The 21,537-nt window shown below is 64.6% G+C and carries 16 protein-coding genes; 12 read left to right on the forward strand and 4 right to left on the reverse strand.

Annotated elements, in window-relative coordinates; genetic code table 11:
• Positions 1-80: 80 nt before the first annotated feature.
• Together V6M87_RS06920 and V6M87_RS06925 are read right to left on the reverse strand one after the other, a co-directional pair.
• Positions 81-1,565: a carotenoid oxygenase family protein gene (locus tag V6M87_RS06920; RefSeq protein WP_332875864.1), complete on the reverse strand. Its 1,485-nt coding sequence runs from the start codon at positions 1,563-1,565 to the stop codon at positions 81-83.
• Positions 1,562-1,978, reverse strand: a complete 417-nt coding sequence (locus V6M87_RS06925; protein WP_332875865.1) for a DUF2141 domain-containing protein — start codon at positions 1,976-1,978, stop codon at positions 1,562-1,564. Before V6M87_RS06925 ends, V6M87_RS06920 begins: the two co-directional genes overlap by 4 nt.
• A 259-nt stretch (positions 1,979-2,237) precedes the next feature.
• Here V6M87_RS06925 and V6M87_RS06930 point away from each other — a divergent pair, with 259 nt between their 5' ends.
• The 10 genes from V6M87_RS06930 (at position 2,238) to V6M87_RS06975 (ending at position 16,374) form a co-directional block, all read left to right on the forward strand.
• Complete coding sequence (locus tag V6M87_RS06930; protein ID WP_332875866.1) at positions 2,238-7,313, forward strand: alpha-2-macroglobulin family protein; 5,076 nt, start codon at positions 2,238-2,240, stop codon at positions 7,311-7,313.
• Between the two features lie 16 nt (positions 7,314-7,329).
• Positions 7,330-9,633, forward strand: coding sequence for a penicillin-binding protein 1C (pbpC, locus tag V6M87_RS06935; RefSeq protein ID WP_332875867.1), 2,304 nt, complete (start codon positions 7,330-7,332; stop codon positions 9,631-9,633).
• 124 nt (positions 9,634-9,757) lie between these two features.
• A complete protein-coding gene (locus tag V6M87_RS06940; RefSeq protein WP_332875868.1) occupies positions 9,758-10,399 on the forward strand; it encodes a thermostable hemolysin in 642 nt (213 codons plus the stop codon).
• Positions 10,350-11,816 (forward strand): AMP-binding protein, encoded by a 1,467-nt coding sequence (locus V6M87_RS06945; RefSeq protein WP_332875869.1) that lies wholly within the window; start codon positions 10,350-10,352, stop codon positions 11,814-11,816. The genes V6M87_RS06940 and V6M87_RS06945 overlap by 50 nt, the downstream gene beginning before the upstream one ends.
• Positions 11,813-12,487 (forward strand): TenA family transcriptional regulator, encoded by a 675-nt coding sequence (locus V6M87_RS06950; RefSeq protein WP_332875870.1) that lies wholly within the window; start codon positions 11,813-11,815, stop codon positions 12,485-12,487. The genes V6M87_RS06945 and V6M87_RS06950 overlap by 4 nt, the downstream gene beginning before the upstream one ends.
• A complete protein-coding gene (locus V6M87_RS06955; RefSeq protein WP_332875871.1) occupies positions 12,484-13,266 on the forward strand; it encodes an SDR family oxidoreductase in 783 nt (260 codons plus the stop codon). The genes V6M87_RS06950 and V6M87_RS06955 overlap by 4 nt, the downstream gene beginning before the upstream one ends.
• 28 nt (positions 13,267-13,294) lie before the next feature.
• A complete protein-coding gene (locus V6M87_RS06960; RefSeq protein ID WP_332875872.1) occupies positions 13,295-13,936 on the forward strand; it encodes a hypothetical protein in 642 nt (213 codons plus the stop codon).
• A 25-nt stretch (positions 13,937-13,961) separates the two neighbouring features.
• Positions 13,962-14,627 (forward strand): response regulator transcription factor, encoded by a 666-nt coding sequence (locus V6M87_RS06965; protein WP_332875873.1) that lies wholly within the window; start codon positions 13,962-13,964, stop codon positions 14,625-14,627.
• Positions 14,624-16,015 carry a sensor histidine kinase gene (locus V6M87_RS06970; RefSeq protein WP_332875874.1) on the forward strand — a complete coding sequence of 464 codons (1,392 nt, stop codon included), beginning with the start codon at positions 14,624-14,626 and terminating at the stop codon, positions 16,013-16,015. The genes V6M87_RS06965 and V6M87_RS06970 overlap by 4 nt, the downstream gene beginning before the upstream one ends.
• 29 nt (positions 16,016-16,044) lie before the next feature.
• Positions 16,045-16,374 (forward strand): hypothetical protein, encoded by a 330-nt coding sequence (locus V6M87_RS06975; RefSeq protein WP_332875875.1) that lies wholly within the window; start codon positions 16,045-16,047, stop codon positions 16,372-16,374.
• Between the two features lie 402 nt (positions 16,375-16,776).
• Here the strand turns inward: V6M87_RS06975 and glmS are convergent, their stop codons facing one another.
• Positions 16,777-18,606 carry a glutamine--fructose-6-phosphate transaminase (isomerizing) gene (gene glmS, locus V6M87_RS06980; protein WP_332875876.1) on the reverse strand — a complete coding sequence of 610 codons (1,830 nt, stop codon included), beginning with the start codon at positions 18,604-18,606 and terminating at the stop codon, positions 16,777-16,779.
• Positions 18,607-18,766: 160 nt separating this feature from the next.
• Between glmS and V6M87_RS06985 the strand changes: the two genes are divergently transcribed.
• Positions 18,767-19,240: an Lrp/AsnC family transcriptional regulator gene (locus V6M87_RS06985; RefSeq protein ID WP_332875877.1), complete on the forward strand. Its 474-nt coding sequence runs from the start codon at positions 18,767-18,769 to the stop codon at positions 19,238-19,240.
• Here V6M87_RS06985 and glmU read toward each other — a convergent pair whose 3' ends face one another.
• Entirely contained in the window at positions 19,241-20,617 is a 1,377-nt protein-coding gene (glmU, locus tag V6M87_RS06990) for a bifunctional UDP-N-acetylglucosamine diphosphorylase/glucosamine-1-phosphate N-acetyltransferase GlmU (RefSeq protein WP_332875878.1), read from the reverse strand.
• Between the two features lie 23 nt (positions 20,618-20,640).
• Between glmU and V6M87_RS06995 the strand changes: the two genes are divergently transcribed.
• A complete protein-coding gene (locus V6M87_RS06995) occupies positions 20,641-21,537 on the forward strand; it encodes a DUF6279 family lipoprotein (RefSeq protein ID WP_332875879.1) in 897 nt (298 codons plus the stop codon).

The following is a 21,537-nucleotide window of genomic DNA, read 5'->3' on the forward strand; positions in this document are numbered from 1 at the left end:
ATCGCTCGCGCCGTCGATACCGGTGGAGTTGACGTGGTGGCCTGCCGCTTCCACTATTCGGACTGACTTGTACGATACCGTCACGCCGCCAGGAAGTTGCCGTGAAAGCAAAGCGGCGCCGCATACGGCAGGCGTGCCTGCGCGACCAGCCCGTGCGCCAGGTGCGCGCCGTCGAAGGCGGCCAGCACGGTCTGTTGCGTGCGCAGGTCACAGGCGACACCCACCAGCCACTGGCCGCGCCCGGATGCTTTACGCACCGGGATGTGCTCCTCCACCATCCAGTCCGGGCCATAGTCGAAGCGGTCGACCTGTCCGTTCTCCACGTCGATGCTGGCGACACCAGTCATGCCGAATTCCGTGGTGCTGGTGCGGGTGGTGACAAACAATTGACGGTAGCGGCGCGCGACATCGGCGGCGGCAACGCGCGGAAACTCGGTCCCGCGCAGCAGCACGTCGGTGCGGGCGGCGTCCTTGATCAAATCGAGTGTGACCAGTGTCGTGTCGGTGCTGGTCTCGTACGACAGCGCGCCGCGCATGGCGCCACCGAGCGCGCGCAGGGGACTGTCGTCCGGCGCGATGCAAGCGTCGAAGCGCACCGTGTCGCCGTCATCCCAGCCATTACCCAGGTGAAACACCATTCCTGCAGGCATCTCCACGATGCGGCGCAGCGTGAAATCGGCCCGGTCGATCACCAGCGCGCGCATCGGCCGGCTGCCGTTCCAGACATGGGTTTCCAGATAGGGCGCGTGCGGCGCAGGGTGCATGTCGAAGGGCGGCACCAGGAACACCAGGAAGCGCGCCGTGACGACGAAATCGTGCACCATCGGCAGCTGGGGCACGTCGAGCATGCCGAATTTGCCCAGGCTGCCGTCGGCTTCGATGCGCCACAATACCAGCTTGTTCGCCCCGGGAATCACGCCGAAATTCCACATGCGGCCGTCTGGCGTACTCTTCGGATGCGCGGAAAACGGCACGGCCGCGAGATCGTCGCGCCAGGCCTTGATCCCCCGGGTGGCCAGGCTGGCAGGGTCGAGCTCGGTTGCCGAGCCGGCTTCCCACAACGCGTACAGCTTGCCCGCATGGACCACGGCATTGGTGTTGGCGGTATTGACCGTGTCGTTGTTGCCCACCGGGCGGCGGCGGATGTCGGTGCCGAATGCCGGATACAAAAACTGGCCGGCGGCCGACTCTTCCACATATTTGTTGGTGCGCACAAAACCCGCCGCGTGGCGTACCCGGCCCGCCTCGATGCGCCACGCATGCACCATGCCGTCGCCATCGAACCAGTGCTGATAGCGCTCGGCGCCGCGGTCGAAGCGGGCCGGGCCGTTGCGATAAAACGTGCCGCGCAGTTCCGCAGGCCAGCGACCGGACATGCTGGCCGTGCCGCTCAGGCTGTCATCGGCGCAGGTGCGCAGTGCCGCCAAACGGGGGTGAGACGGCAGTTGCGCCAGCCAGGCGTCACGGGTCGCGTCGGCGCGCGCCCAGCCCGGTAATGCCAGCAGTGCGCCAGCCGCCGCCAGGTCGCGCAGCACCGCGCGCCGTTGTGAGGAATGCGCGCTCATCGCAGGTTCACCGTGACCGTATTGCCTGCCGCAGCCAGGTGCGTGAGCGACTGCTGGAAGGTCGGCGGCCCGAAGCTGCCGGCCGCATCGTTGCTGAAGCCGTACGGCTCGATCGGCATGCCGACCGGGTTGCGGTCCAGCTTGCCGTTGCCGTTCTCATCCTGGAACAGGCTCAGCGCATAGTCGCCGGGCAGCATGCTGGCAAGGGTCAGTTGCACCTTGCCGGGTTGCGCATCCACCGTCGCCGTGCGCATGGGCAGGGTCAGAAAGTCCTCGCTGCGCTGAAACACGGCGACCAGTACCTTGCCTTTGGCGCTCTTCAGGCCGGCGACCTCGACGGTCAGATCGGCGGCCTGCGCGAGGCTGGCACTGGCCAGCACGGCAACGATTCCACATCGAAAAAAGGACTGCATGGTGGTTCCTCCCTGAAGTGCATCGCGAAGGTGCGATGTCCTATCTTGCTGCACGCCGCGTGCGTCCATCGAGGTTTCGGACGAAGCGTCTTGGAGCGGGCGCGAAGTGCAGCAGCGCAGCGCGAAATGTTGCGCCCATGTGAAATGGGTGGAGAAGGCGTCAGATTGCCACCACACCCTAATAACTTCTGCAATATTTCCAATTTAAAACATACCGGCTCGGTTACATTGAAGCAATCTGTCCCCCAACGGAACCGCCATGTCCCCCTTTGCCAAAAAAGCTGTCATTGCCCTGACCATCGTCACCCTCGCCGTCGCCGGTGCTGCAACCTGGAAGATGAAGAAGACGCGCGATGAACGCGCCCCCACCGGCGCGGCCATCCTGCCCGCCGCCAGCAGCGTGTTTGCCATCAGCAGTTGCACCAGCAAACTGCACGACGACCGGCCGGCCCTGGCGCTGATGTTCACCGACAGCGTCGATGCCAGCCAGGCGCTCGACAAACTGATCGTCGTGCGCGACCAGGGCATCCCGGATGACAAGGACCCGGTCAAGGCGGCGCCGGCCGAGAAACCCGTGGCCGGCGGCTGGATCGTGGGTAGCAATCCGCGCCAGCTGCTGTTTCCGTTCGTGAAACCCGGGCATGCGTACAGCATCAATGTGGGCGCCGCGCTGGCGGCGGCGTCGGGCGGGCGCACGCTGCCGCAGGCGCATACCTGCGAGGTGAAAAGCGATGCGATGACGCCGTCGTATTTTTTTGCCAGCAAGGGCACCGTGCTGCCGGCCGGACTGAATGGCGGCCTCCCGGTTGTCACCATTAATATTCCGGAAGTGGACGTGGAGTTCCTGCGCGTCGCACCCGAGAAGCTGCCGGCCTTCGTCGATTTCGTCACCGGCAAGCGCCGCAACACCGATAGCGATGACAACGACGAGGGCGAGGACTACTATGATGGCAGCCGCAACAAGCTCAAAGGGCAGACCTATCCGTACCAGCTGAACGCCCTGAAGAACATGAGCACCAGCGTCTACGCCAACCGCTTCCTCACCAGCGCCGTCGCCGACAGCCGCAAAACCAGCTTCCTGCCGGTGGAAAAGATCGCCGAACTGAAAGAGCCGGGCATCTACGTGGCCGTCATGCGCCGCCCCGGCCATTTCGACGAGCAATACCAGGTGACGTATTTCTATGTCAGCGACATCGGCCTGCACGCGCGCCGCCAGGCCAAATTTACCGACGTTTTCACCACCAGCCTGGGCAGCGGCAAGGCGCTCGGCGGCATCGACATCGACGTGGTCGGCGCGGCCGGCAAGGTGCTCATGAAGGGTAAGACCGACAGCGACGGACACGCCGCGCTGACCGGCCTGCCCGACGCCGCGCGCTTGCTGCTGGCCTGGCGCGGCAAAGAGACGTCGATCATCGCGCTGCAGGAGCCGGGCCTGGACCTGGCCGAATTCGACATCGGCGGCCACCTGCCGCGCGACGTGAAACTGTTCGCCTGGTCCGGGCGAGACCTGTACCGCCCTGGCGAAAAGTTCACCTTGTCGGTGCTTGTGCGCGGTCCTGACGGCCAGCCCTTGCCGCCCATGCCGGTCAAGGCCGAACTGAAAAAGCCGAGCGGCGACGTGGTCAGTTCCAGCGTCTGGCAACCGGATGCGAAGCGGCCTGGCTACCTGCAGCAAACCATCAGCCTGCCGCTCGACGCGGACACCGGCCGCTGGAGCATGGAATTGCGCGCCGACCCAAGTGCCAAACGAGCCGACGCCATCGTCAGCTTCCAGGTCGAGGAATTCCTCCCCGAACGGATGAAGCTCACGCTCACCACCGACGACAAGCCGCTGGCCAAAGACGACGCCTTCTCCATCGCCGTCCAGGGCGACTACCTGTACGGTGCGCCGGCAGCCGGCAACCGCCTGCTCGGCAGTGCGTCACAGGAGCGCGCCCGCAATCCGTTACCGAAAGCGTGGCCGGGCTTTATCTTCGGCGACTACGCCGACGACAGCACTGCCAAAAAGCGCGCCGAGCTGCCAGAGACCGCGCTCGACGAGGCCGGCAAGGCCAGCATCGATGTCCCGTTCGACACCATGGCGACGTCGCCCATGCGCGTGCGCGCGGCCCTGAGCCTGCTCGAATCGGGTGGCCGCCCGGTGGTGCGCTCGATCGAGCGGATCTGGTGGCCGGCGGCGGCCATGATCGCGGTGCGGCCCGCCTTCGAGCGCGACGTGGCGCGCGAAGGCAGCATGGCCGAATTTGAACTCATACGCGTGACGCCGGCCGGTGTCTTCGCGCCCCTCAAGCAGGCCCAATTCTCGCTGGTGCGCGAGGACCGCGAATACTACTGGCGCTACGACGCCGAGCGCGGCTGGCATTCGGGCTACTCGGAAGATGCGGAAATTGTGCAGTCGGGCGCGGTCGAACTGAAGGCACGCACGAAATTGACGCTGCCGGTCGCCTACGGTACCTACCGCCTCGAGATCACCGACCCGGACACCAAGATCATCACGCGCTACCGTTTTTATGCGGGCTGGAATGCGCAGGATGCGGAAAGCGTGGGCAACCGGCCCGACCGCGTGCGCCTGCAGCTTGAAGGCGCGCCCGCCACGGCCGGCGGCGAGGTGACCCTGAAAATCAATCCGCCGCACGACGGCGAAGCGCTGGTCCTGGTCGAAGCGGACAAGGTGTTATGGAGCAAGCGCGTGAGCGTGTCGACCGGCGGCACCAGCGTGACCATCCCGATCGACAAGACCTGGAACCGTTCCGACATGTATATCTCGACGGTGGTGTTCCGCCCCGGCAGCCAGGGCGACCGCGTCACGCCTGCGCGCGCGGTGGGCATGGCCTGGCTGCCGATGGCAAGGCAAACGCGTCAACTAAAAGTCAGCGTGACGGCGCCGGCGCAGGTGGAGCCGGAAAAACGCACGGTCGCGAAGATCAAGGTCGACAACGCGGGCGGCAAAAAAGTGATGGTGACCTTGTCCGCGGTCGACGTGGGTATCCTGAACATCACCAGTTTCGCCACGCCCGATCCTTTCGATTTCTTCTTCGGCAAACACCGCTTCGGGCCGGAACTGACTGATATCTACGGCAAGCTGATCGAACGGATGGACGGCACCGTGGGTACGCTGAAATGGGGCGGCGACGCCGGCAAGCGCGACACAAAAAGCATGCCGAAAAAGGTGAAACTGGTCGACCTGTTCTCCGGCCCCGTGCAGCTCGACGCCAAGGGCGAAGCCAACATCGCCCTCGACATTCCCGATTTCAATGGCAACCTGCGCCTGATGGTGGTGGCCGCCAGCGACGACGCCTACGGCAAGGCCGACCGCGAAATGCTGGTTTCGGCGCCCATCGTGGCGGAAATTGCGATGCCGCGCTTTATCGGGCCGGGCGACAGCGCCGCCGTGGCGCTGGACGTGACGAATATGATGAAGACGGAACAGGAAGTGTCGATCAAGCTGGGCACCGACAAGCTGTTGAAACTGCCGGACGGCGCGCGCACACTAAAACTGGCGCCGCGTCAGCGCAGCATTCTGCGTTTCAATGTCGAAGCGACTGAACCATACGGTTTATCCCGTATCACGCTCGACGTGCGCACGGGCGGCGCGAAACCGGTGGTGATCCACCGCGAATTTGCGCTCCAGGTCCAGCCGCCGGTGCCGCGCGAGCGCGATGCGCGCCGCATCCGCATCGAACCGGGCGCCAGCGCCACGCTCGACGCGAAAATGGTCGAGCGCTTCCACCTTGGTTCGGCGACGCTGAACGTCACGCTGTCGAACAAGCCACCACTGAATGTGCGCAGCATCGTCAAAGGGTTGCTCGACTATCCGTACGGCTGCCTCGAGCAAACCACCAGTGCGGCCTACCCGCACGTGTTCATCGACGAGGCAGGCGCACGGGCCGTGGGCCTGGAGCCGCGCACGCGCGAGCAGCGCGCCCGCTTCATCGAAGGCGCAATCAGCCGCATCGCCGGCATGCAGGGTTCAGCCGGCGGTTTCAGATTGTGGCGCGGCGACGATGGCGCCTACGAAAACTGGCTCACGCCCTACGTCACCAGCTTCCTGCTCGACGCGCGCGAGGCCGGTTTCAACGTGCCGGAAGAGATGACCAAGCGGGCGCAGACCTGGATGGTCGAGCGCCTCAACGACGCGCCGAACCAGTTCCCGGCGCTGCCCGCGCTGCCGACGGCAAATGCGGCCGGCCTGGTCGACTGGCGCGATTTCTTCGCCAGCTACGACGCGGCGCGCAAAGGCCACCAGCATTTCGCCGAGCTGTCCCACATCGGCTACATGCTGGCGCGCGAACAAAAGGCGTCGCTGGCGTCGCTGCGCCTGCTGCACGACAAATACCGCAACCGCGCACGCTCGCCGCTGCCGTTGGTGCAGCTGGGCGTTGCGCTGGCGCTGATGGGCGACGCCAAGCGCAGCGCTGAGGCGATCGACGAAGCGATGAAAAAGCCGTATGGCTTGCGCAGCGACTGGGAGTGGGAATATCTGGGCGACTACGGCAGCGGCGTGCGCGACCAGGCCATGGCGTATGCGCTGCTGGTGCGCCACAAGATCGAGCATCCGCGCCGCGAAACCATGCTGCTGGACCTGGCCGATCGGCTCTCCAAGCCGCGTTATTACTATTCGACCCAGGAACGCATCGCCCTGTTCCTGGCCGCGCGTGCCGCCGGCGGCAGTGCCAGCGAGCCGTGGAAGGCGGTCCTGAACGTCGGCAAGGATGCGAAGTTGATGGAGTCGAAAAACAACGAGGTGCGCGTGCTCGATCCGGCGCTGGCCGCGCAAGGCATCAAGGTCGACAACACCGGGACGCAGCCGCTATGGATTGAGATTGAGGCCAGCGGCTTCCCGCTCAAGGCGCCGGTGGCCAACCTGGAAAAAATCGCGCTCGAACGCCAGTGGTTCAACAAGGACGGCACGCCGTGGAAAGCCGGCCCGTTGAAAGTGGGCGACATGATCCTGGTGCGCGTGAAAGCGACATCGAAGGAGCCGATCGAAAACGGCATGGTGGTCGACCATATTCCGGCCGGACTGGAAGTGGAAAACCTCAACCTGTCGAAAGGGCCGGAAGCGAAGGAGTTCAAGGTCGAGGGCGTGAACCTGGAAGAGGCGATGAACGACGCGCGCATCAAGCACAAGGAATACCGCGACGACCGTTTCGTCGTCGCCGCCAGCCTGGACAAGCAGCCGTTGGTACTGTTCTACATGCTGCGCGTGGTCACGCCGGGTAAATTCCAGGTACCAGCCACGTTTGCCGAAGACATGTACCGCCCCGAGCTGCGCGCGTATGGGGTGGCGCCGGCACCCGTGACGGTGGTGGATCCGCGTAGTGCCAGTAAATAGCAAAGTAGCAGGCTGGGTGCGGCGTCACCCCTGGCGCGCGTCACTGGCACTGGTGCTGTCGGGCGTGCTGCTGCTGGACCAGCTGTTCCCGCCGCCGATCCCGCGTGATGGTCCCGGCCTGATGGTGGTGGCGCGCGACGGCTCGCCGCTGCGCGCCTGGCCGGACTCGGACGGCGTGTGGCGCTTCCCCACCACCACCGGGAAGGTGTCGGCGCGCTACCTGGACGCGTTACTGACCTACGAAGACCGCTGGTTTTACTGGCACCCAGGGATCAACCCGATCGCCATGTTGCGCGCAGCCTGGCAGTGGAGCGTGAACGGGCGCATCGTGTCGGGCGGCTCGACGCTGACCATGCAGGTGGCGCGCGCGATCGAGCCGGTCCCGCGCAGCCTGCGCGGCAAGCTGCGCCAGGTGGCGCGCGCGCTGCAGCTCGAAGCGCGCCTGTCGAAACGCGAGATTTTGACGCTGTATTTGAACCACGCGCCGATGGGCGGCATTGTCGAAGGCGTGGAAATGGCCAGCCGCAGCTATCTGGGCAAAAGCGCCGGGCAGCTGTCGGCGGCGGAAGCGGCGTTGCTGGTGGTGCTGCCGCAGGCGCCTTCGCGGCTGCGCCCGGACCGCCATCCGGCACTGGCGCAAAACGCGCGCGATAAAGTCCTGCGCCGCATGGCGCAATTGGGCCACTGGCGCCAGGCCGAGGTCGACGACGCGCTGATCGAACAGGTGGGCGCCAACCCGCCGCGCCTGGCCTGGCTGGCGCCGCTGGCGGCCGAGCGCCTGCACCAGGCGCGTGGAAACGGCGCCACCGTCGTGCGCTCGACGCTGGATCGCGACATGCAGGTGACGCTCGAACGCATGCTGAGCGACCGCGTGGCGCAATTGCCGCGCTTCGTGTCGATGGCGGCGCTGGTCATGGACAGCAAAAGCATGGAGATCCTGGCGTATGCCGGCTCCGCCGACTTCCAGGATGCGCGCCGCTTCAGCCATGTGGACATGGTGCGCGGGATCCGTTCGCCTGGGTCGACATTGAAACCGTTTCTGTATGCGATGGCGCTCGACGACGGCATCGTCCACTCCGAAAGCCTGCTGGCCGATACGCCACAGTCGTTCGGCGGCTACGATCCCGGGAATTTCCAGGCCAGTTTTTCGGGACCGGTGAGCGTTTCGGAAGCGCTGCAACGCTCCTTGAACGTGCCGGCCGTCGACCTGCTCGAACGCATCGGGCCGGCCCGTTTTGCAGCGCGCCTGTCCAGCGCCGGCCTGCGCCTGCGTTTGCCGAAAGACGCCAGCCCCAATCTCTCCATCATCCTGGGTGGCGCGGGCACGAGTCTGGAAGAACTGGTGGGTGCGTACCGCTCGCTGGCCGCCGGCGGCATGGCCGGCACGCCGCGCATCACGCCCGATGCGCCGGTACGGGAAGCACGCATGATGAGCGCCGGTGCCGCGTTCATCATCCGCAGCATCCTTGAAGGCGGCGGCCATCCGGATCAGCCGTTCGTCGAGAGCGACACCAGCGGTGTGCGCCTGGCCTGGAAGACCGGCACCAGCTACGGTTTTCGCGATGCGTGGGCGCTGGGCGTGGCCGGGCCGTACACCATGGGCGTGTGGATCGGCCGGCCCGATGGCACGCCCAACCCCGGCTTCTTTGGCGCCAACATCGCCGCGCCGCTGCTGCAGCAAATTGCGCTGGCCATGCCGCGCGCTGCGGCGGCGCCGCGCGGCCGGCCGGCGGAGGTGACCAGCGCGACCATCTGCTGGCCGCTGGGCAGCGCTGCCAACATCACGGCGCCGGCGCACTGCCACGCCAGCCGCAGCGCGTGGATCCTGAATGGCACGATTCCCCCCACCTTGCCGGACCGCCTGCGCGCGCGCAGCCTGCTGGAGACGGCGTGGTTCGATCCGGTCAGCGGCTTGCGCACCACGCCCGCGTGCAATCCGGCAGCGCAGGCACGCGAGGTGGCGCGCTGGCCGTCGCTGCTGGAAGCCTGGCTGCCGGCCGCCCAGCGCCAGCAGCGCGGCCTGACATCCTGGTCGCCCGACTGCCAGCAAGGCGGCAGCGTGGGCAGCATCAAACTGATGGGTCTGAAAAACGGCAGCCGCCTGAAAGCGGCACCGGGACAGGGACAGATCGTGGTGACGCTGGACGCGGTGGGCGGCAGCGGCACGCATTACTGGCTGCTCGACGGGCAGCAGACCGCAAACGGCAGCCGCACCGCGAGCCAGGCGTTTTCACTCACGGCAGCCGGACCGCATACCATTTCGGTGGTCGACGGGGCGGGTCACTATGACAGCGTGGTGTTCGAGGTGGACCGGCTGTGAATCCGGCTGTGGCGCCGCGACGGCGTAAAACCGTCGCTGCGGCAATCGTATCTCCAAGGCGTTTAATCTGCTGTTAATGCTGGCTGGATAGGCTCGGTTCATTGCCTTCACCACTGCAGAGAATATGTCCCAGCAGCTCGCCCTTCCCGAATCGACCGCACGCCCCGCGCGCGCCTGCGCCGGGCAACTTGAACACTTCCGTGCGGGTGATCCGGGCCGGGCCGGCATCGAGGATTTCATCGCACACGCCTTCCTGGCGACCTATGGCGCGAAGATCAGCCATTTCTGCGACGTCCTGATCGGCTGCCGCGGCGACGACGGCGCCTGGTCGGCCGCGCTCGGCTATTCGCTGGCGCAGGCCGGCCCGCTGTTTCTCGAACATTACCTGGACACGCCGCTCGAAGTGGCGATCGGCCAGCATCTGGCGCAGCCGGTCACGCGTACGCAGATCGTCGAAGTGGGCAACCTGGCGGCCCGGCACCCCGGCGCCGCGCGCGAACTGATCGTCCTTACCACGCACCTGCTGCACGGCATGGGCCTGCAGCAGGTCGCATTCACGGCCACGGCCAGCCTGCTCAATTCGTTTGGACGGCTGAGTCTACGGCCGCAAGCCCTTGCCCCCGCCGACCCCGCGCGCCTGCCTGGCGCCGGGCGCCAGTGGGGTTCTTATTACGACACCCAGCCACACGTCATGTTTGGCGATATCCGATATGGACATGAAAAACTTGCTCGACTCTTTGCCCGACAATCCCGTACTGCTCAGTAACGGGCAGCGCACGCTCGACCGCGCCGCCCTGGCGCAGCGGGTCGCTTGCGTGGTCGCCGCCCTGCAGGCGCGCCAGGCGCCCCGGGCCGCCGTCGCCATCCTGGCCGACAACGATCCGGAGTGGCTGGTGGTCGACCTGGCCACCCAGGCGCTGGGCGTGGCGCTGGTGCCGCTGCCGCTCTTCTTCACGCCGGAACAATGGCGCCACGTGCTGCACGCGAGCGGCGCCCAGGCCCTCTTTTGCGCCGATCCGGGCCTGGCTGCGCTATTCGGCTTTCGCACGTCGATCGCCTGCGGTGGCCTGCTCGGCCTGTATGCCGGCGCACAGGCAGCGGCGCCGGCGCCACTCGAGGACGTCCAGAAGATCACCTTCACTTCCGGCACGACGGCCACCCCAAAAGGCGTCTGCCTGAGCACGGCGCAACAATGGGACCTGGCGCGCGCGCTGCACGGCGCTCTCGGGCCGCTACGCCTGGAACGCCATTTGTGCCTGTTGCCATTCGCCGTCCTGCTGGAAAACATCGCCGGTCCTTATACGGCGCTGCTGTCGGGCGCGACCACGTTTTGCCCGCCGCTGAGCGAAACCGGCCTGTCCGGCGCCAGTGGTTTCGACCCGCAGGTATGCATGGACGCCATCGCCCGCTACGCGCCCCACAGCATCATCCTGGTGCCGCAAATGCTGCAGGCGCTGGTGGCCGCGGCCGCACCGAACGATGCGCGTCTGCGCAGCCTGCGCTTTGTCGCCGTCGGCGGGGGCAAGACGGCGCCCGCGCTGCTGGCGGCGGCACGGGAGCGCGGCCTGCCGGTGTACGAAGGCTACGGCCTGTCCGAATGCGCCTCGGTGGTGGCGCTGAACCTGCCCGGCGCCGAGCGCGCCGGCAGCGTCGGGCGCCCGCTAGCCAATCGCGCCGTGCGCATCGCGCCGGACGGCGAGATCCTGGTCGGCGCCACCGTGGTGCGCTACCTGGGCCAGGAGCCGTCGGACGACAGCGTGCTGGCCACCGGCGACCTGGGCCACCTCGATCCCGACGGTTTCCTGTACGTCGACGGGCGCAAGAAAGACGTGCTGATCACCGGCTTCGGCCGCAATGTGTCGCCCGAATGGCCGGAATCGGCGCTCACCGGCACCGGCGTGATAGCCCAGGCCATGGTGGTCGGCGAAGCGCAGGCGCATCTGGCCGCCCTGATCGTCCCGGCCCGCGCCGGCCTCGACGAAGCCACGCTGGCCGCGGCGGTGGCGCGCGCGAATGCGACCTTGCCCGACTACGCCCGCATAGCGCGCTGGGTGGCGGTGGCGCCGTTCACCCCGGCCAATGGCCTGGCCACCGCCAATGGCCGGCCGCGGCGCGCACTGATCCAGACCCACTTCGCGTCCCACATCGCGGCCCTTTTCGACCCACAGGAATCCCTCCCATGACTTTTTTCAAGCAGCTGCAACACGCCACCGAAGCCGAGCGCCAGGACTTGTTTGCCATTCCCATCATCCAGGACGCGCTACAGGGCCAGGTCGTCACGGCACAGTACATCGCCTTCCTCACCCAGGCCTATCACCACGTCAAGCACACCGTGCCCCTGCTGATGGGATGCGGCAGCCGGCTGGACAGCCGCCATGAATGGCTGCGCGAGGCGGTGGCCGAATACATCGGCGAAGAAGTCGGGCACCAGGAATGGATCCTGTCCGATATCGCGGCGTGCGGCGGCGACCCCGCGCTGGTGCGCGACGGGCAGGCGCACGCCAGCACCGAACTGATGGTGGCGTATGCCTACCACCAGGTCGACCGCGCCAACCCGGTCGGTTTTTTCGGCATGGTGCATGTGCTCGAAGGCACCAGCACCGCGCTGGCGACCCATGCGGCCGACACCATGCGCAGCGCACTGGCGCTGCCGCCCGCGGCATTTAGCTACCTCAGTTCGCATGGCAGTCTCGACCTGGAACACGTGGCGTTTTTCGAGCGCCTGGTGAACCGCCTCGACGACGTGCGCGACCAGCAGTCCGTGATCCACGTCGCGCGCACCATGTATGGCCTGTACGGCAACGTGTTTCGCAGCCTGCCGCAAGGCGAGCAGTTATTCCGGGCGGCGTCGTGACGGCCCGCTACCGTGCCGTCCTGACCGGCGCCGCCGGCGGCATCGGCACCGCCATTGCGCGCCGCCTGGTGGCCCAGTCCGACCTGTTGATCATTGTGGGACGCGACCGGGAGCGGCTGGTCGGGCTGGCGCGTGAGCTGGCCGGCACGCCGGTCCAGACGATCTGCGGCGACCTGTGTGATCCGCGCACCGTGCTGGCCGTTACCGCGGCGGCGCGCGACAGCGGCGTCAACCTGCTCGTCAACAATGCCGGCGTGAGTGCATTTCACGCGTTCGAGACGCAGGATCCGATGGCGATCCGCCAGCTGATCGACACCAACCTGGTGGCGCCGATGCTGCTCACGCGCGCCTTGCTGCCGCAGCTGGGACTGGCCCCGGCCGCGCAGGTGATCAACATCGGCTCCGTGTTCGGTTCGCTGGGTTTTCCCGGCTTTGCAGCCTACGGCGCCGCGAAGGCGGGCCTGGCCGGCTTTTCGCAGTCGCTGCGGCGCGAATTGGCCGACACGACCATCGCCGTGCGCCATTTTTCGCCGCGCGCCACGCGCACCGCCATCAACAGCGCCGCGGTCGACGCGCTGAACCGCGAACTGGGCACGACCGAGGATACCCCCGAAGCCGTGGCCGAGGCGTTCATGCGCTTCCTGGCAGGCACGGCGGCGCAACACACCGTCGGCACCAAAGAGCGCTTTTTCGTACTGCTTAACAAGCTGTTGCCGGGCCTGCCCGAGAATGCCCTGCGCAAGCAGCTGGTGCAGATCCGCAAGCACCTGCCGCACTGATTCCATCCCATTCATCAAGGAGACAAACATGACACCATTCATTCGCCGCCTGGCGGCAACGCTGGCACTGGCCTGTGGCGCGGCAATGGCCGCACCCACCGACGACGTGGCGCGTCTGCAGCAAAGCTGGGCGCAGATCAAATACCAGGTCCCCGTCACCAGCCAGGAAGCCCAGTTCGAACGGCTGCGCGGCGACGCCGAGCAGGTCGCGCAGCGCAACCAGGCCAGCGCAGAAGTGCTGATCTGGTACGCGATCATCGAATCGACTTATGCCGGCGCCAAGGGCGGCATGGGGGCACTGAAGTATGTCAAGAACGCCAAGACCAGTCTCGAGCGCGCCATCGCGACCGATCCGGAAGCCCTGTCGGGCGCGGGCTATACCAGCCTCGGTTCCTTGTACTACCAGGTGCCGGGCTGGCCGATCGGCTTTGGCGACGACGCCAAAGCCCAGGAAAACCTCAAAAAGGGGCTGGCGCTCAACCCGGACGGCATCGACGCAAACTTCTTCTACGGCGACTACCTGCTGCGCAAGGGCGACGCCGTCAACGCCGAGCGCTACCTGCGACGCGCGGCGCAGGCGGCGCCCCGCGCGGGCCGCAAGGTGGCCGACGATGGCCGGCGCGGCGAAATCGCCCAGCTGCTCGAAAAAATCGGCGCCGGGAAGAAGTGATAAGCTGCGTGGGGAGGTACGCCACGTGAGGTTATTGCTGATCGAAGACGATGGATTGCTGGCCAGCGGCCTGCAGGTCGCGCTGCGGCGCGCCCATTACACGGTCGAACATGTGGCCGATGGCCCGGCGGCGATCGCGGCGCTGCGCGACAACGCATTCGACCTGGCCGTGCTCGACCTGGGCCTGCCCCTGCTGGACGGCACCGCCGTGCTGCAGGCGGTGCGCGCCAGCGGCAACGCCTTGCCGATCCTGATTTTATCGGCGCGCGACGCCATGCGCGACCGCGTCCAGGGCCTCGATCTAGGCGCCGACGACTACCTGGTCAAACCGTTCGAGCTCGACGAGCTGCTGGCGCGCCTGCGCGTGATTTCTCGCCGCCGCAACGGCCGCGCCGTAAACCGGATCGCGCTCGGCACGCTGGTACTCGACCTGGACAGCCAGAACGCCGCCATCGGCGACGTGCCGGTGGAACTCAAGCGGCTCGAATTCATGCTGCTCAAACTGCTGGCCGAAAGCCCCCGGCGCGTGTTCAACCGCGCCCAGCTCGAGGAGTCGCTGTACGGCTGGGGCGAGGGCGCCGAGAGCAATACCATCGACGTCCATGTGCACCACCTGCGCAAGAAACTGGGCGCCGACGTGGTCAAGACCATCCGCGGCGTGGGCTACCGCCTCGGCGACATCGCCGCATGAGCGAGACGACCTATTCGGGCCGCCGACGCCTGGTGGCCGCCACGCTGGTGTGCATGGTGCTGATCTTTACGGGCATCGGCGTGGCCTCGAACATGGTGGCACGCCACGAATCGGCAGAGCTGTTCAGCGCGCGCCTGGCCACCTCCGCGCGCGTGCTCGAGGCGCTGATGGCGCAAGCGCTGGCCAGCGCCACGCTGACGCATCCGCTCGTGGTCACCCTGCCGCGCGAACTGGAAACGGCCAGTGGCGACGAGGCCGAAACCTTTGGCCACCGCTATGAAACGAAGGTGGCGTTCCAGGTCTGGCGCAACGATGGGGTTCTGCTGGCCCACTCGGCCTCGGCCCCGGTGGTGGCGCTGGCGCCGCTGCAACCGGGCTTCAGCCAGCACCGGGTCGGCGCCACGTTGTGGCAGGTGTTTGCTTTGAGATCAGGTTCGATCTGGGTGCTCACCGCCGAGAAGGACGAGGTGCGCGATGAGCTGGCCCGATATATTGGCATGTCGATCCTGGTGCCGCTGATCGTCGGCAGCTTGCTGCTGCTGGGCGCCGTCAATGTCATCCTGCTGCGCGGCCTGCGCCCGATCGAGGAACTGGCCAAGCGCATCGCCGCGCGCAAGCCCGATTCGCTGGCGCCCATCGCGCTGCCCGCCACGCCGTTCGAGCTGGTGCCCATCATTCGCGAATTGAACCACCTGCTGGGCCGGATCAAGGCCGCCTTCGAGCGCGAGCAGCGCTTCATCAACGCTGCCGCCCACGAAATTCGGACCCCGATCGCCGCGCTCCAGCTGCATCTGGAAAACGCGCTGCGCTCGCAGACCGAGGCAGAACGCACCAGCGCTTTGACGTCGGCGCTGGACGGCGCCCGCCGCACCAGCAAATTGGCCGAGCAATTGCTGGCGCTGGGCCGCATCAGCGCGCGCAGTGACGACTATCATATGGAGCGCCTGTCGCTCAACGACATCTGCTGCGACGTGATCGGTACCAGCGAGCCGCTGCTGGCGCAGCGCGGGCAGAGCATCGGCCTGGATGCTGAACAGGCTTGCTACGTGTGGGGCGAGCCGTCACAGTTGCGGCGGCTGGTGCAAAACCTGATCGACAACGCTTCGGTGCATGGTGCGGTGGGCGGTGACATCCAGGTGGAGCTGGCGCGCCAGGACGGCGACGTGGTGCTGAGCGTGGCCAACGACGGGATCCCGATTCCCGAACAGGAACGAAATAAACTATTTATACCGTATTACCGACCCGCCGGTGCTGCGCCGGGCGGGCACGGGCTGGGCCTGGCGATCGTCAAGGAAATCGCCGACCAGCATGGCGCCAGCGTGGTGCTCGATACCAGGGAGGATGGGCAGGGCACCGTGGTGCTATTACGGCTGGCGGCGCTGGCGTGATGTGACGATATGGAAAATTGAGGGGAGAAATGTTGAACCTGTTTGACGTGTCCGTCCTGTTATTTTGCCTCGCTTCCGGCGTATGGGCCGCTGAGGTGCCAGGATTTGTACACGAACTCACCAACTTCACCAAGGCCGGGACGAGTGGCGCGCAAGACGTGAGGATGCGCATAACGGTTGCCAGCAAAGTGGCGCAGATCGAACCTTCTGTCCGGGTGGGCGATCTGCTTTTGTGTGCATCCAAAAAATGCTATCGAGCTCGCACGTCAGGCTACGTGAACATCGCCAATACCGCCAAGGGCAGAGCGAATGTCGTCGCAGACGTTTCAATCCCGATCGGCACGATCACGGATATCTAATTGACGGTGCCGGCCGGCGCCTTGGATCGACCGCAAATATTTAACATCGGTATCTCGAAGGTAGGAGAGATGTTCCCGAAAATCGACATTTTCCCGTACATGCATTTAAAGAAGGCTGCCATGCTCGAGGTCCGCACTGTACGTAATACCAGCGTCGCACTTGAATCGATTGTGCCGATCATGTTGGCAGAGCACAACAGCGAAGCGCTCACCTCGGGCGCACCGACGAGGCTGCCATCGGTCAGAATCGCGTTTTACCGAACAGCAGTGATCGAGGCTTCTGTCCTGGAGAAATCGCTACTTGGGGCCACCAGCGGCGCACCTGCTTCTTCATCCGCAGCTTCCCCCTCAAGTCATGGTCTGAAGGCCGGTGCTACCCCAATCAGTTTTGCAAAAACGGGCTTACTCGACCGTGACCGACTTGGCCAGGTTGCGTGGCTTGTCAACGTCGGTGCCGCGCGCCAGCGCCGTGTGATACGCCAGCAATTGCAGCGCCGCCACGTGCAAAATCGGTGACAGCAAACCGTAATGTTCCGGCAAGCGGATCACGTGCACCCCGTCGCCGGAAGTGATGCGCGAGTCGACGTCGGCAAACACGTACAGCTGGCCGCCGCGGGCGCGTACTTCCTGCATGTTCGACTTCAGTTTTTCCAGCAGCGCATCGTTCGGGGCAATGGTGACCACTGGCATTTCTTCGGTGACCAGCGCCAGCGGGCCGTGTTTCAGTTCGCCGGCCGGATACGCTTCGGCGTGGATGTACGAAATCTCTTTCAGTTTCAGAGCGCCTTCCAGGGCGATCGGGTAGTGCAGGCCGCGGCCCAGGAACAGGGCGTTTTCCTTGCGCGCGAAATCTTCGGCCCAGGCGATGATCTGCGGCTCCAGCGCCAGCACGGCGGACAACGCAACCGGCAAGTGGCGCATCTGCTTCAAATACGTCGCTTCGTCGGCGTCCGACAGGCGCCCGTTCACTTGCGCCAGCGTCAGGGTCAGCAGGAACAGCGCGCACAGCTGGGTGGTGAACGCCTTGGTGGAGGCCACGCCGACTTCAACGCCGGCGCGGGTGATGTAGGCCAGTTCGCATTCGCGCACCATGGCGCTGGTGGAGACGTTGCAGATTGTCAGCGTGTGCTGCATGCCCAGGCTGCGCGCGTGTTTCAAGGCGGCCAGCGTGTCGGCCGTTTCGCCGCTCTGGGAAATCGTCACGACCAGGGTGTCCGGGTGCGGGACGCTGTCGCGGTAACGGTATTCGCTGGCGATTTCGACCGACACCGGCACTTTTGCCACCGACTCGATCCAGTATTTGGCGGTGAGGCCGGCGTAATAGCTGGTACCGCAGGCCAGGATCAGCACGCGGTCGATTTTTTTGAACACTTTATAGGCGCTGTCGCCGAATAGTTCCGGCGTGATGCCGGCCACGCCCTCGAGCGTGTCGCCGATGACGCGCGGCTGCTCGAAAATTTCTTTCTGCATGTAGTGGCGGTACGGGCCCAGTTCGGCGGCACCGGTGTGGGCATGCACGGTTTTCACTTCACGCGTAACCGGGCGGCCGTTGCTGTCGACGATCCAGTATCTTGCCAGTTGCAGGTCGACGACGTCGCCTTCTTCCAGGTAGATGATCTGGTCGGTGGTACCGGCCAGCGCCATGGCGTCCGACGCCACAAAATTCTCGCCGTTGCCCACGCCGACGATCAATGGCGAACCCTGGCGGGCGGCCACGACACGATGCGGCTCTTCACGGCTGAACACGGCAATGGCGTAGGCGCCGTGCAGGCGCTTGACGGCCAGCTGGACGGTGTCGAACAGGTCGCCGGTGTACATATGGTCGACCAGGTGGGCGATGACTTCGGTGTCGGTCTGGCTCTGGAACACGTAACCAAGTGCGGTCAGTTCGGCGCGCAGTTCGTCGTGGTTTTCAATAATGCCGTTGTGGACCAGCGCGATGCGGGCATTCTCTTCAGAAGGAGAAAAATGCGGGTGGGCGTTGTGCGACACCGGGGCGCCGTGGGTGGCCCAGCGCGTGTGCGCGATGCCAGTAAACCCTTCCATATGGGCAATTCTCATTTGCTCTTCGAGGTCGGTCACGCGCGAGGTGCTGCGCGAACGGGCCAGCTTGCCGTTCACGTGCAGTGCGATGCCGCAGGAATCGTAACCGCGGTATTCAAGACGCTTCAGGCCCTCGATCAGGATGGGGGTAATGTTGCGTTGCGCTACTGCTCCGACGATACCGCACATGGAAAACCTCGCTCAAGTTAAATTGCAATAGACGTATCCTAGAGCAAACATATTGAAATAAGCTTTCTCATTGTGATGGTTTTTGATAGATAATTTCATGGACCATTAGGCATGAAATATAATTTCAATTATCAGAACAAAACAACGATATATTTCAAAGATGAGTGCTCCAGAACATGATTTGGACGATTTAGATCGTCGCATTCTCAACACCTTGCAGGTTGATGCGTCGCATAACAACACCGAACTGGCGGTACTGGTCCATGTGTCGGCGCCGACTTGCCTGCGTCGGGTCAAGCACCTCACGGAAACAGGGGTCATCGCGCGCCAAGTCGTGATCGTTGCGCCAGAGAAAATTGGCGCGCGCCTGACTGCCATCGTCGAAATTTCGCTGGATGTGCAGGCGGTCGAGCGGATGGATGCGTTCGAGTTGCTGGTCGCCGGGGAGGCGGCGGTGATGCAGTGCTACCGGGTGGCGCCGGGGCCGGATTTCGTGCTGGTGGTGCAGATCGCCGACATGCCAGCGTACAACGCACTGGCACACCGGCTCTTCACGTCGCACGCCAATGTGCGCAACGTGAAGGCGTATTTTTCGACGTTCCGAAGCAAATTCGAGACCCGTATCGCAGTGTGATTACTTTTTGACCTTCACCGGCCGCGTCCAGTTTTCAATGGTGATCTGCTTCGCACGCGAAATGGTCAGCTTGCCGGCCGGCGCATCTTTCGACAACGTGGTGCCGGCGCCAAGCGTCGCGCCCTTGCCCACCGTGACCGGGGCGATCAGCTGGCTGTCGCTGCCAATAAAGGCATCGTCCTCGATGACGGTGCGGAACTTGTTGGCGCCATCGTAATTGCAGGTAATGGTGCCGGCGCCAATATTGACGCGTGAACCGATGGTGGCGTCGCCGACATAGGCCAGGTGATTCGCCTTGCTGTGCGCGGCCACCTGGCTGTTCTTGATTTCAACGAAATTGCCGATGTGGACATCTTCGGCCAAGGTCGTGCCCGGGCGCAGGCGCGCGTACGGACCGATCTGCGAGGCGGCACCCACGACCGCGTCTTCAATATGGCAAAACGGTTTGATCAGGGCGCCGGCGCCGATGCGCGCGTTGATCAGGACGCTGTGCGGCCCCAGCGTAACGCCATCGGCCAGTTCCACGCGGCCTTCAAAGACGCAGCCGACGTCAATCGTGACATCGCGCCCGCAAATAAGTTCTCCACGCACATCGATGCGCGCAGGATCCATCAAGGTCACACCTTGCTCCAGCAAGCGCTGGGCAATGTTCAGCTGGTGGCGACGCTCCAGTTCCGCCAGTTGCACCTTGCTGTTCACGCCGGCCACTTCCCATTCGGCCGACGGGTGCGCCGAGACGACTTGCACGCCGTCGGCCACGGCCTTGGCGACGATATCGGTCAGATAATATTCGCCTTGGGCATTGTTGTTCGACAGCGAAGCGAGCCACTTTTTCAGGTGGACGGTCGGCACCACCAGGATGCCGCTGTTAATTTCATGAATGGCTTTTTCGGCGGCGCTGGCATCTTTCTCTTCGACGATGCGCACAATTTTGCCGCCTTCGCGCACGATGCGGCCCAGCCCGAAGGGATTGCTTTGCTCGACCGTCAGAATGCCCAGCTTGTCGCTACCGGCAGCGTCGACCAGGGCGCGCAGCGACGCGACGGTCGTCAGCGGCACGTCGCCGTACAGGATCAATGTCGGCTGTGCGTCGTCCAGTTGCGGCAGCGCCTGCATAACGGCATGGCCCGTGCCCAGCTGCGGCTCTTGCAGGGCGGTGGCGATCGGCGCCTGTCCTTCTGCCGCCAGGCCAGCCACCATGGCTGGCACCGCTGCGCCGCCGTGTCCATAAATAACGCATAATTTGGAAGGTACAAGGCTGCGCGCAGCGTCTATCACGTGCTGCAACAACGGTTTGCCAGCCAGCGGGTGCAGGACTTTCGGCAGCGCCGATTGCATCCGTTTTCCCATGCCTGCGGCGAGGATCACAACATTCATAAGCCGTATAGAAAGAATTAAAGATGAAAAATTCTAACACGCCCCACACCTTTATCCAGCGCCTCTCGATGCTCTGTCTGATCGCCATGATGACGGTCATTTCCGGTTGCAGCAGCGTGAAATTTACTTATGATCATGGCGACACCTTGCTCTACTGGTGGTTGAACGCCTACGTCGACCTCGATGGCGACCAGTCCGCCTGGGTCAAAAAAGACATCGACAAGCTGTTTCAATGGCACCGCAATACCCAACTGAAGCAATACAGCGCCCTGATGAGCAAGGCCCAGCACCAGCTGGCCGGGGACATGACACAAGCCGATTTATTGGGCAACTACAAGGACATCAAAACCTACACGGAACAGCTGGCCATGCGCGCGGTGCCGGATCTGACGGATCTGGCGCGCTCGGTGAAACCGGACCAGATCGCCCAGATGGAAAAAAAGTTCAACAAGAGCAATGAAGACTTCCGCAAAAAGTTCCTGAGAGGCGACCTGGAAAAGCGCCAGAGCGTGCGCTTCGATAAATCGCTGGAGCAGCTCGACCTGTGGTTCGGCAGTTTCAGCCGCGACCAGAAGGCGGTCATGCGCAAGGCCTCGGACGCCCGTCCGATGGACAGCGAAATTTTCCTGGCCGAACGCATTCGCCGCCAACAGAAAATCGTCGCCATGCTGCGCAAGGTGCAAGCGGAAAAATTGAGCAAGGAAGCGACCCAGAAGGAAGTCACGGTATTGATGCGCGACGTGCTGGACCGTTTCGAGTCCCCCGAGCGCAAGGCCTTCTTCGACACCTATGTCGACGCCACCTCGAAATACATTCTGACGGCCATTAAAATCGCCACGCCGGAACAGAAAGCCCATGCCCAGAAACGCATGCAAGGCTGGATCGACGATTTCAACAAACTCGCCGCCGAAGTCAAGTAA

The sequence above is a fragment of the Massilia sp. S19_KUP03_FR1 genome (assembly GCF_036688685.1).
In the GTDB taxonomy this organism is placed as follows: domain Bacteria; phylum Pseudomonadota; class Gammaproteobacteria; order Burkholderiales; family Burkholderiaceae_D; genus JALYUM01.

Excerpts from the sequence above, each read along its gene's own strand:
- V6M87_RS06920 (WP_332875864.1), bottom strand. The coding sequence starts at position 1,565 with ATGAGCGCGCATTCCTCACAACGGCGCGCGGTGCTGCGCGACCTGGCG.
- V6M87_RS06925 (WP_332875865.1), bottom strand. The coding sequence starts at position 1,978 with ATGCAGTCCTTTTTTCGATGTGGAATCGTTGCCGTGCTGGCCAGTGCC.
- V6M87_RS06930 (WP_332875866.1), top strand. The coding sequence starts at position 2,238 with ATGTCCCCCTTTGCCAAAAAAGCTGTCATTGCCCTGACCATCGTCACC.
- V6M87_RS06940 (WP_332875868.1), top strand. The coding sequence starts at position 9,758 with ATGTCCCAGCAGCTCGCCCTTCCCGAATCGACCGCACGCCCCGCGCGC.
- V6M87_RS06945 (WP_332875869.1), top strand. The coding sequence starts at position 10,350 with ATGAAAAACTTGCTCGACTCTTTGCCCGACAATCCCGTACTGCTCAGT.
- V6M87_RS06950 (WP_332875870.1), top strand. The coding sequence starts at position 11,813 with ATGACTTTTTTCAAGCAGCTGCAACACGCCACCGAAGCCGAGCGCCAG.
- V6M87_RS06960 (WP_332875872.1), top strand. The coding sequence starts at position 13,295 with ATGACACCATTCATTCGCCGCCTGGCGGCAACGCTGGCACTGGCCTGT.
- V6M87_RS06970 (WP_332875874.1), top strand. The coding sequence starts at position 14,624 with ATGAGCGAGACGACCTATTCGGGCCGCCGACGCCTGGTGGCCGCCACG.
- V6M87_RS06975 (WP_332875875.1), top strand. The coding sequence starts at position 16,045 with ATGTTGAACCTGTTTGACGTGTCCGTCCTGTTATTTTGCCTCGCTTCC.
- glmS (WP_332875876.1), bottom strand. The coding sequence starts at position 18,606 with ATGTGCGGTATCGTCGGAGCAGTAGCGCAACGCAACATTACCCCCATC.
- V6M87_RS06985 (WP_332875877.1), top strand. The coding sequence starts at position 18,767 with ATGAGTGCTCCAGAACATGATTTGGACGATTTAGATCGTCGCATTCTC.
- glmU (WP_332875878.1), bottom strand. The coding sequence starts at position 20,617 with ATGAATGTTGTGATCCTCGCCGCAGGCATGGGAAAACGGATGCAATCG.
- V6M87_RS06995 (WP_332875879.1), top strand. The coding sequence starts at position 20,641 with ATGAAAAATTCTAACACGCCCCACACCTTTATCCAGCGCCTCTCGATG.